The organism is Streptomyces sp. NPDC091377, assembly GCF_044757045.1.
In the GTDB taxonomy this organism is placed as follows: Bacteria; Actinomycetota; Actinomycetes; order Streptomycetales; family Streptomycetaceae; genus Streptomyces.
Genome location: NZ_JBIVUE010000013.1, coordinates 36,471 through 47,525, shown reverse-complemented (window position 1 = coordinate 47,525; position 11,055 = coordinate 36,471). Strand labels below are relative to the sequence as shown.

The 11,055-nt window shown below is 70.0% G+C and carries 8 protein-coding genes; 6 read left to right on the top strand and 2 right to left on the bottom strand.

Annotated elements, in window-relative coordinates:
• Positions 1 to 503 precede the first annotated feature (503 nt).
• Together ACIQNG_RS26165 and ACIQNG_RS26160 are read left to right on the top strand one after the other, a co-directional pair.
• The gene (locus ACIQNG_RS26165) at positions 504 to 878 is read left to right on the top strand and encodes a hypothetical protein (RefSeq protein WP_401488304.1); all 375 of its coding nucleotides are present in this window, start codon (positions 504 to 506) and stop codon (positions 876 to 878) included.
• Positions 879 to 1,212: 334 nt separating this feature from the next.
• The gene (locus ACIQNG_RS26160; RefSeq protein WP_401488302.1) at positions 1,213 to 2,295 is read left to right on the top strand and encodes an ArsR/SmtB family transcription factor; all 1,083 of its coding nucleotides are present in this window, start codon (positions 1,213 to 1,215) and stop codon (positions 2,293 to 2,295) included.
• Between the two features lie 406 nt (positions 2,296 to 2,701).
• Here the strand turns inward: ACIQNG_RS26160 and ACIQNG_RS26155 are convergent, their stop codons facing one another.
• Complete coding sequence (locus ACIQNG_RS26155; protein ID WP_401488300.1) at positions 2,702 to 4,177, bottom strand: erythromycin esterase family protein; 1,476 nt, start codon at positions 4,175 to 4,177, stop codon at positions 2,702 to 2,704.
• 174 nt (positions 4,178 to 4,351) lie between these two features.
• The gene (locus ACIQNG_RS26150) at positions 4,352 to 5,110 is read right to left on the bottom strand and encodes a PDZ domain-containing protein (protein WP_401440657.1); all 759 of its coding nucleotides are present in this window, start codon (positions 5,108 to 5,110) and stop codon (positions 4,352 to 4,354) included.
• A 262-nt stretch (positions 5,111 to 5,372) separates the two neighbouring features.
• Between ACIQNG_RS26150 and ACIQNG_RS26145 the strand changes: the two genes are divergently transcribed.
• The 4 genes from ACIQNG_RS26145 to ACIQNG_RS26130 all read left to right on the top strand — a co-directional run bounded on the left by ACIQNG_RS26145 (position 5,373) and on the right by ACIQNG_RS26130 (position 10,452).
• On the top strand, positions 5,373 to 7,544 hold the full coding sequence (locus tag ACIQNG_RS26145) for a hypothetical protein (RefSeq protein ID WP_401488298.1): 2,172 nt from the start codon (positions 5,373 to 5,375) through the stop codon (positions 7,542 to 7,544).
• 1,013 nt (positions 7,545 to 8,557) lie between these two features.
• Complete coding sequence (locus tag ACIQNG_RS26140; RefSeq protein ID WP_401488296.1) at positions 8,558 to 9,106, top strand: hypothetical protein; 549 nt, start codon at positions 8,558 to 8,560, stop codon at positions 9,104 to 9,106.
• The gene (locus tag ACIQNG_RS26135; protein WP_401488294.1) at positions 9,103 to 9,330 is read left to right on the top strand and encodes a hypothetical protein; all 228 of its coding nucleotides are present in this window, start codon (positions 9,103 to 9,105) and stop codon (positions 9,328 to 9,330) included. The genes ACIQNG_RS26140 and ACIQNG_RS26135 overlap by 4 nt, the downstream gene beginning before the upstream one ends.
• Before the next feature lie 153 nt (positions 9,331 to 9,483).
• Complete coding sequence (locus tag ACIQNG_RS26130) at positions 9,484 to 10,452, top strand: terpene synthase family protein (RefSeq protein WP_401488292.1); 969 nt, start codon at positions 9,484 to 9,486, stop codon at positions 10,450 to 10,452.
• The last annotated feature ends 603 nt before the right edge of the window (positions 10,453 to 11,055 follow it).

The following is an 11,055-nucleotide window of genomic DNA, read 5'->3' as shown; positions in this document are numbered from 1 at the left end:
GGGCGATGCCTGGGCGGTGACGGTGGCCCGGCCAGAGGCCGGGCGGCGAGGGAGCCGCCGAATGCTCCCGGTTTCCTGGAGGAGACGGAGGAGCGGGACCGTATCCCGGCGTACGGCCATCTGCACACAGCGGACTACCGCGAGCACGATCCGGCAGAGGGGCCGAGAGCGTCATCAGACCTTTGCAGCCAGTTGCAAAAGCTTCCCGCACTCCTGCCGCATCGCCAGTATCGAGGCAGCGCGGCGCGGCGCGATACAGGCAACCCCGATGGCTCGCCCGCGCGCGCTGATCCACGAACACCGTGGGCCGTGGCCTCGGAACCTTGTTCCGGACCGATGGGAGCCTCGCTGTCTGCTGCGCCCGCGGTCAGGCTGTCTGGTTCGCCGGCTCGTGCGGCCATCCCGCGTTCTGTCTGGTCGTTGGGGACGGCGGCAACGCAGTCACCCAGGACGGCGACCAAGCCGTCGGGGCACGAACACTCGACTCTGAAGGAAGAGGAACCTTGCGAAACACCTCTCGGGTCCTGCTGACCGCCGTCACGGCGACCATTGCCCTCCTGCTCACCACGGCCATCGCTTCGGCGAGTGAGTACCCTGTCCATGCCGAGGGCCACGAGCGCGGCTTCGGCGGAGCCGACGCCGACGGTCTGCGGGTGTATGCCTGTGACACCTTCGGCGACAACTGGGGCGTACGCACCCACTACACCTACCGGAACAGCACCGGCGGCGTCGCCACCCGCACCGTCAGTGACGCGAACGGCGTGACCGCCGGCTGCGGCGAACAGAACATGGCCGCTTCCGCGCCCGCGCTCAGCTACCAGGTCTGCACCGGCAAGGCCGGCGCCGACACCGTCTGCGGACTCTGGACCCGCCTCTGAGCACTCCACAACCACGCGCCGACGCCGGCCCGTTGGCTGAAAGCGTGTGTCACTACCGTGCTCCCCTGATTCACCACAGCACTCCGGCCGGGAGCGGGCTCCCTTGGCCTCTCCGCGTGATCTGCTGGCTGGGCTGACTGCACAGTGGCGCCGAGAAGGTGGGACTGCCCGGCGGCAGGGGGGCTTGCCTGCCGGTGATCAGAGTCCGTACGAACGGCTCCCGGCCGGGCCGTCGACGGGCCGGATCGTGGGCCGTGCGCGCCATCGAGATCATGGAGCAAGGAGCAAGGAGCAAGGAGCAAGGAGCAAGGAGCAAGGAGCAAGGAGCACGGGGATGCTGCGCTTCCACCTCACGACCGAAGACCTTCTGCGCGTACGCCTGGCGGCCCGGCCACACCCCATATGGGAGATCTCCTTCAGCCTGCAACTGCTCCAGACCCGTGAAGCCGTCCTGCTGTTCGATCCCTGGCGCCGGACAGTCCGCCGTGCTCTCGCCCGTGAGGGACTGACCCAGGCGATCACCGAACTCGCCCGTCTGTATCCGCCCGCGGACTACTGGCCGGACTTCCTCGTTCCCGGAGTCGGCCTCGCGGACGTGGAGTCCGGCCTGGACCTGGTGATGGCCACACCACGCTCCGAACTCAGACGCGAGCTGACGCTGATGGCCCACTACCACGGCGCTCTGCCGCCCTGGACGCGCAGCATGGCGGAAGGGGACATCACCACGCTCAAGCGCCTCGGCGAGCTGCTCCGCCGATACCACCGGATCGCCGTCGCTCCCTACACCGGACAACTCCAGAGCGCGTTCAGGAGCGAACGTGCCCACCGCGCGGACATCGTGCTCAGCCACGGTGCCGAGGAGTTGCTCCCGAGCTACTCCTCACCCTTGATGAACTGGCACGAAGGGGTCCTGAACGTGGTCTCTTCCGTGGACGAGGAGTTCCGCACCGAGGGACGCGCCATGACGCTGCTGCCGTCCTTCTTCTGCCTGAACCACCCCACGGCTCTGGCGGACCACAACCGGCCACTGACTCTGGCCTACCCACTTCCCCACACGGTCGGCTGGCTGTCCCCGCCACACATCGACGCCACCACCCAGCCGTGCGACGCCCGAGCGGCTCTGGCACGGCTGATCGGCCCGGCCCGCGCGGCGACCCTCGACGCGCTGGACCGCGCCATGACCACATCCCAGCTCGCGCTGGCCCTCGGGCTGTCGGTCCCGAGCGCCAGCCGGCACGCGGCCACCCTGCGGGACGTCGGCCTGGTCGGCTCCGAGCGCCGAGGGCAATCCGTCCTGCACACCCGCACACCCATGGGAACGGCACTCCTAGAAGGACATCGCCCCGCGGCGTCGCCACCCAGTGCCCCGGCCGTACCCAGGCGGGCCGCTCATTGGGCGTACGCCCGTGAACGGTGAGCCCGCGCCGCCCCCTTCGACGAGCACGCGCAGCCCCGGTCGGCCCACCGAAGGCTAGCCCGGACGCACTCGCTCTCGGCAGCGGTGTAGGTGACCGTTTCGGACACACGGGTGGGACGACCGTCGCAGATCCCCGTGTACTGCGACTCCCCACCAGGGATGACCACCACGTACGTCTGCCCATGTGCAGCCGAACTGTCCTCGGGAGCAGTGCTCTGCATGCCGCTCCCCGGCTGACTGCCAGAGCAGGTGGGCCCCTGGGAAGGCCCAGAGTTCTGCACCGGAGTTCCGGCTGACGCCGCGGCGGCGATGACTCCGATCGGCAGACCGCCGCCCGGAGTGTGCCGGCCGATGGTGCTGCCGTTCCGGGAGATGCACGGGTCGAACCCCGGCTGTCCCGTCCGGCTCAGCGCGGGGCGGGTGTCACTTCCTGCTCCGGTAGACGGGCCGCCGTGACCCGGTGCAAGTGGATCAGGACGTCATGGGCCGGCAGGAGAGCTGACTCGGCCGGGCCGTCCGGGTATGCGGTGCCGACGAGGCGGATCGGCCTGGCCCGCGCCAACCAGTCACGGGAGGGGCCGCCCACCTCTCGCAGGTCCACCAGATAGTCGCGGTGGCCCACCCGGTCCAGGGTGTACTCGTTGCTGCCGGGAGCAGCCGGGCCCAGTGTCCAGCGATAGATCCGGTCCTCCTGCGGGCCGGTGACGTCGGTGGAGTTGTGGGTGGCGTTGAACGAGCCCTGGCCGAAGGTGACGCCCACGCTCACATAGCCGGAGCCCAGCCGATCCCGGAGGAACGCTCCTTGCACCTTCGGATAGTGGACCGGGTCCGTGGACGTATAGGCCACATGGTCGTCGTGGGCCGCCAGCAGGATCCTGTCGCCGGTGTGCCGCTGCCACCAGTCGACATTGGCCGCCATCGCCTCGTCGCGGTAGCGCATACTCGCGGGAATCCGTTCCGGGTCGTCGAAGTCGAAGGCGTACTGCCGGGCCGTCTGATCGATCACCGTGGCGTTCTGCACGGCCGACCGGGAGGCGCTGTCCTGGCGGCCCGCAAGCCCCTCGCGCAGCAGCCGTAGCGCCTCGCCGGTGCGCTCGGCCATCTCCAGCCGCTCGGCGTGCGGCTTCGCCAGATACTGCTCGATGTACGCGCCGGTGGGCACGGCGGGCCGCAGGCCGCGGTACAACCCGGCCAGACGGTCCGCCAGTTCGGGATGCGCGCCGGTCACATGGCCGGTGACCGCGTCGTACAGCTCGGGACCCGACCAGGCGATGTCGTCGCCCATGAAGCGCACCGGGTCGTCGGGGTGACGGAGATTGTACGAACGCATCCAGTCGATGAGACGCCGGTAGTCCGTGTTGTTCCACCACAGGTAGTCCCGCTGGAACTCCTCGCCCATGATGCGCCGCGGATCACCCTTCCCGTGCAGCACATAGTCGTTGAGCCGCATCCCGGTGCTCCAGGAAGCCTCCAGCGCGAAGGTGCGGAAACCCCGCCGCTCGACCAGATGCCGGAAGGCACGGTCCCGCAACGCGAAGAAGTCGTGTGAACCGTGGGTCGCCTCGCCGATGCCGACGACCCGCGCGTCGCCCACCGCTTGGTCGAGGGCGCGCAGGTCGCGGGTGTCGCCTCCGGGTTCGACCGTGCGCAGCGGGTGGGCGGCGCGCTCCAGGGCGGCGACCACCGCCGGGTCTGCCGCCGGGTCCACCTCCGGGTCCACCGCCGGGTCCTCCGCCCCCAGGTCGGGGGACGTGAGTGCCGGGGACCGGCCCACGGCCGCGACAGTGGTCATGGAAGGGGGGCGCGCGATGCCGGTGACCAGGGACGACAGCGTGACGACAAGGGTCAGGGCCGCCCCTGTGCGCTGCCATTTCGCGTTCATGGCTGCATGCTGCCCAGCATCGCGGAACATGACCTGCGCTCCACGCGGCTTGTCGACAGACCCCCTCGGCCATCCCGAACCGGTTGCATCGGCCACGCCACTCGCGCGTGACGGGGACATCGGGTCGTGAGGGCGAGGTGCATGCGGCTCCTGCCGGTGCGGGGGGAAGCGGCGTCAGTCGAGAGTGGTCTCGACGGTACGGGTCGTGCCGTTGGGCTGGCGGTAGGTGACCGGGACGGTCGCGCCGGAGCGGAGCTTGCCGAGCCGGGCGTCACGCAGTTCGCTCGCGTTGCGCACCGGGGTGTTGTTCAGCGAGGTGATGACGTCTCCCTCGCGGATACCGGCGTTGTCCGCGGCGCCCCCGGGAGTCGTGGCGGCGACGGTCGCGCCGCTCCCGTTCGGCGCGTCCTTGGACTTCAGCCCCAGACCTCCCTGGACGCCCTCTGTGATGACGGCCTTCAACGGCTGCTCCTCACCGTCGACGTTGAAGGTGCCGGAGTACTCGGCGCGTTGGAGGGGAGCGTCGGACTCGGCCTGGAGGTGGACCTGGACCGGGCTGCTGAACGTCCAGCGCCCGGGGCGCATCCGTACGGTGGCGGTGGCGCCGTCGGCCGCGATGACCAGTGAGCAGCGGTTCCGGGAGAGGCACGGGCTGTCGACCTGGGTGATACGGGTGTACGGCGGCGCGGTGACAGTGAATGCTCCCGGGCCGCGGCGGGCGCGGTTGTCCGGTGGGAACGTGACGGCCTTCGGCTCGCCGGGGGCATCGAGCTGGGGCACGTTCTGCTGCGGCAGAATCAGCGGCGCCGTTCGCGTGGCGGCGGTCGGCAGTGCCGGTGCAGGGGCGGCCATGGCCGAACCGGCGGGCAGGGCCGCCGCGATCAGGGCCGCCGTGAGGGCCAGTACGGCGCGCGGGGTACCGGACGATCGCATCGCCTGCGTCCTTTCGAGGGGGGAGCCCAGGCCGAGCCGCCGGGCACGCAAAGTATTCACAGTAAGTTACCGCGTGGCTACCAAAATCCCCTTTGCGAGTGAATCGCTCATATTCCTTGGGTCGGTTGGCCCTCCGACCGGCACCCTCCCGTGAGCGGGTGCGCGGTGGGTTGCGGCGTCGGCTCCACGACATCGCATGCCCGGCGCGCGCAGCGGCCGACCTGATTTCGGGACTTCGCCGATCCACAAGGAGAGACCTCCCATGAACGAGGACGAGGACGAGGACGAGGACTACGGCCAGGGCGACAGTCCGGGGCAGGAGGACGACGGTTGGGGGCAGGAGGACGACGGTGGGGGACAGGCGGACGACGGTCGGGGACAGGCGGACGACGGTCCGGGGCAGGAGCAGGACAACCACGACCCGTACGACGACATCACCCAGTGGTACGACGTACCGGGTCCCGAGGGGAACCGCCCCAGGAGAAGGCGTCGCCGGGACGGGAACGGTTACGAGGCCCAAGGGCCCGACGGTGTCTGGGCTCCGGACCCCCGGCCGTCGCCGGACGATGAGAGCACCGGCTTCGACAGCGCCCCTGACTCCGGCGGCCAGGACTGGGGCGGCGACGCCGAGTCCGACAACGACTACGCCTCGGACGATGACCAAGAGCCCGACCGTGAGCGGGAGCCGGACGACGACCGGGCCCGGGACGACGACCAGGCCCCGGAAGACGACGACCTGGAACTCGACGGTGACCAACTCCCCGACGACGAGGAGCTGGACCATGACCAGGAGCCGGACAACGTCCAGGACCAGGCCCTCGGCGACGTCCAGGACCCCGATGGCGACCAGGATCCGGATGACTACCAGGACCCCGACGGCGACCAGGACCCGGACGACTACGAGGACCCCGAGGACGACCTGGACCCCGATGACGGCCAGAACCCCGACGACGAGCAGGTCTTCGAGGAGAACAGTGACGCCCCCGCCGGCGCTGACGACGGCGGCTCCGGTCCTGACGACGACCGCCTTCCCCCTGACGAAGAAGCAGAGACCACCCCTGACGACCCCGACGAAGAAGCAGCGACCACCCCTGACGACCCCGACGAAGAAGCAGGAACCACCCCCGACGACCCTGACGACCCCGACGACGACCGAGAATCCCCGGCTCCGTCCAGCGGGAACCGCCCCTACGACCCTGATGAGGACTGGGGCGACGACGAGGGCGGTGCCACCGCGGCGTCCACCCCGTCTCATGCCGCTCATCCCTACGACCCGGACGAGGACTGGGATGACGATTCCCCTGGCGACGCACAGCCCGTCTCCTCGGGGGCCCCGGCGCCCGTGAGGGTGGACGAGCAGAAGGAAGCCCCTCACGGGCATGCCGTGTTCAAGCCCATCCGCAAGGTCGAGGAGGCTCCCACCGACCCCGGTGACCGGGACTGGGAGGCAGAGAGGGAGCAGGAGGAGACCCCGGGGCAGCAGTGGGAGGTACCCGAGGGTGTGACGAAGGTGCACATCTACGTCTGGAGTGGGGGAGCTGGCGGCGCCGGCGGAGGCGGCGGAGGTGGTGGTGGCGGGGGTGAAGGATCCGCGTTCTCGTTCGGGGACACGGTCTCCGCCGGTCAGCGCGGTGTGGGTGGTGCCGGCGGCGGATCCGGTGGCGGCGGCGCGGGAGGCGGCGCCGGAGGCTTCGCCCACATCGAGTGGAGCCCGCGCCCAGGTGACGGCCTCTGGCTGAATCCGGGCACCGGAGGCGCCGGTGGGAAGGGCGGCGGAGGCGGTAATGGCGGTGAGCCTGGAAAGAACAGCCTCGGTATCAACGGAAGCCCGGGGGGAGACGGCTGCGTCGGCGAGCCGGGACAGGACGGCACGGGCAGCTCCGTCCTGATGTACTCCGGTCGTCGCGGTCTGCTCGACAACTACGTGACGAGCGGGAAGGCCGGCAGCGTCGGAGGCCCCGGTATGGGTGGCGGAGGCGGTAATGACGGCGGCAGCTCAGGAGGAGAGAAGGGGCGGGGCGCGAGCCGGGCCGGGGCAGGCGGAGGCCGTGGGGAGATGCGGTGGGGGTCCGTGATGTGTGAGGCCGGGGGGTCCGGAGGAACCGGGGGCGATGGTGCGGACGGCCACGGTGTGGAGCGGGCGACACGCGAGGGAGGCGCGATGCCGGGCGGTTGGAGCGGAACGGGCGGAACGGGTGGAACGGCTCACACCCAGAGTGTCTCGCTCCCCGACGGCACGTCCTTCACGCCCCCGTCCGGGACAGGCGCCGGCGGAAAGGGGGGCGACGGCGGCAGGGGGCTTGACTGGCAGCAGGCCGGCCTGGGTGGGGAGGGTGGAAACGGCATGGAACTCTCGCCCCAGAAGGGCCACCCCGGTCCGGCCGGATCCAACGGCGCCACGGGCGGTGACGGCCTGATCTTCGTCGCCTGGTGACCCCCGACGCCTGAACGCACGCCCTTTCAGAGCACCTCCGCCGAGCGGGACACCGTGCCGTCCCGGCATCTCACACCGGGACGGCACTACACCCCAGGGCGCGTTCACCCAGCTTCTTGCAGGCTGCCATGGGCAGCCGTGGCACATCGGACGCCTAACGCGGTTGGCAGCGACCGGACGTCGGGTCCGTGCCACAACGTACCGACCTGCCGCAACGGGCAGCCGTCAGGGACGACACGGTAGCCAGTGGGCCAGTGACCGGCTCACTGGGTCGCCGAGCGGCTCGCCCATGTCTCTCGGTACTACCGCTCGTTGGGGACAGCCCTCGGCGGTTCCTTCCAGAACACCACCGCGACTTGGGGCCGGTGTCTGCCATTTCGGTGGTCTTCAGAGCCTTCTTCGCGGGCCAGGGGCTCACCATCACCCGAGCGTTCAACGCGTGCACGCATTCGGTGGGGTTTCCCCCTTCCGGACCTGGCCCCGTGGGCTTGTACTGACTGCAGACGGGCAGTTGTGAAGCCGGTTGGTGTGCGGGGCGGCTGTCCGAAGGCCAGGGGAGTGGCGTGGCCTGGCCTGGCCTGGCCGGTGTGATCGGCTACTGCGCCAGGTCCTGAGCGCGGCGGTGGAGTCCCCTGTCGGTAGTACCTCGGAGGGCCCCGATCGCCCGGCCGGCGTGCGGCGGTCTTGGAGAAGCCGGAGCCGAACCCGGGAGCCGCGTCACCATCGACCCAGGGGAGATCTGTCGATCTGCCCCCACCTGGGAGCGCATCTGGGCGGCGGGAAGGTCCGGGGGAAGGAATGGCGTGCCCCTTCCACCACTTCACCTTCGACACCGACGGGACCTGCACCGGCACGCCTTACGACCGGCAGGTCCCCAAGCTGTCCGTCGCGATGATGCCCGTACGGGAGCAGGCCGGACTGATCATGGTGTGGTACCACCCGGACGGCGAACCGCCCGACTGGGAGGTGCCGCCCCTTCCCCGCACGGCACCCACCGGCCGGTACTGCGCGCGATGTCGGTCGGCGGATACCCCCAGGACGTCATGGAGAACGCCTTCGACTACGGCCACGGCCCCCACGTCCACAGAATCCATGTGGAACAGGTGGAGGACAAGATGCTCGGCCCGGTCCACGACGTGCGCCTGCTCCTGCGCAGTTCCGTCATCGGACGTCTGCCGCCCCTGCCCATGCACGTGACCCACTACGGACTCGGCCTGTTCCGCACCGAAGTAGACCTGCCGGCGCTCCGCGTCTCCGTCCTCATCTGGATCTGCGCCGTGCCCACCGCCGGCGCCCGTATGACCCTCAGGACGGCCATCACCACCACGATCGGGAATCACGACTCGCCCGTACGCCGTGCCGCCGCACACCTCGTGTCCCTGGCCGCCATGCCGTTGTTCTTCATGGCCCTCAGCCAGGACGCCGGCATCTGGAACCACCATCGGCTCGTCTCCCCGCCGCGCCTCGCGCAGGGCGACGGCCCCATCGGCCCGTTCCGCCGCTGGGCCGAACAGTTCTACCCCACCCAGCCGGAAACGGCACCGGTGGAGGATCGGTCGTGACCACACCGGCAACCACCCCCGTCGAGAAGGACCGTGGCCGCGCCCGTACGATCCCTCCCGCCTCCGCACTGGATCTCGACGGATTCCGCAGCAGCGTCGAAAGGATTCTGGACGACTTCCTCACCGCCAGGGCACAGGCCGCCGACGCCGACGCCGACGCCGACGCCGACGCCGACGTCCGGCCGGTCCGCGCATGGCCGCGATCGCCCTGCGGTCCTGCGTGAACAGCGGCGGCAAAGCGGCTGCGCCCGGTCCTGTGCGCCGTCGGCTGGTGTGCCGCGGACGGCACCGCACCGCCCGGGCGCGAGGGCCCAGCCGGTTGTCCGAAGTCGTCAGCGTCAGATCCCGGATGTCCCGCACGACACATGAGGTGATCCTTGAACACCCCGACATACCCCATCCAGTTCGACGGCCCGACGGGCACCGTCATCGGCTGGCCATGGCCGGTCACCCCCCACCCCGACCACGAACAGATCACCGAGGACACCGAAGCGTGGCTGTCCCGCTTCCCGGTGTCGGCATCACTGTCACGCTTCGCGACATCCGAACCGACGACCAGCCCCGTGCACGACCCCTACGAACGGGGCTACACCGCCGAGGCCGGCGCGCTGTGGGCCGCGATGACACCCGATGCACCGACGAGCTACGCGACGGCGATCTCGGAGTTCATGGTGTACTGGGCGATCATCGACGACCTGGCGGACAGTCACACCGACCCCGCGAAAGCCCGCTACCTCCTGGCGGAACTGCTCGGAGTGATCCGGGGCAACGGCTCCACCGACGAACGGTTCCTCCCCTTCGTGGACGCCTGCGACCGGATGGTCCGCTCCTGGCAGCGGAGCGTGTTCGCGGAGGAGGTCGCGAAGTACGTCCACGGCGTGCAGCAGATCATCGACATCGAGGCAGCGGGCCACACACCCGCCATTGAGGAGTACCTGGACATCCGCAGGTTCGACATCGGCGCCGACCTCGCCGTGCTCCTGGGCCTGCTCGGCCAGGACCCGCACTTCGACAGCGACCAGTTCTACAGCGCCCCGGTCCAGAACGCCCTGGAACACAGCGTCAAGCACTTCGCACTCTGCCTCGACCTGATCCTTACGTGGAAGTCACGCCGCACCTCCGACGGAAAGCGGGTCGCCAATGCCGCCCTCATCGTCCAGGGCCCGGACTGGGATCCCCACCGAGACCCATCACCCGGGATCGAAGCCCGCCGGCGGACCGAAGAAGACCTCATGCACCTCTCACTGAAGCGCATCGAGGAATCCCACCCCGTCATCCGCAAAGGCATCATCCAGACAATCGCCGGCGCCCTCTACGGCATCCGCACCCTGACCCGCTACCGATGAAACCCTCCTGCGGGACCGGAACGAGGCCGATGTGCGGCAGCGGCTGCACAACGTGGGCGCAATGCGCTGCGGGGATCTACGGATCGCACAGTCCCCAACGAGCGGTCGGCAAGTGGGTGGGCCGGGTGGTGGAGGCCGGCGGACCGGCCGGGTGACTGCACCGCCGGTCGTACGGCGGTGCCGTGCTCCTGTCGATCCTGAGGTGGGAGTTCCGGCTGCCAGGGAGGGAGAGGTGTCCAGGCGGTGTCCGTACCGCAGGCTTTGCTGACGAAGGCATGGGCGGTCGACCGGCCTCTGGCCGCGGTCTCGGCCGTCACGGCCCTGGTCACCGTAGCCGCTCTGGCGAGCATGGCGTGGTCTACCTCATGGTGCAGTCCAGGCCCACTGCGGCCAGCCCCTCCCCCCCCCGACACCCACACCACCACCGCCCTCACCGCACTGGGCGTGGCCCTCGTCGCGGCCATCGCCGCCGTCTTCCTGCACGCCCGCCGACAGACAGCGGCACACTCGTGAACGCGGGCGCACTTCCCCTGCTGCCCGATGCCTCATCGACTCGCCCCGACGCCACCGTCCTTCGCCCGTCCCGGCTACTGGAACTCGTCT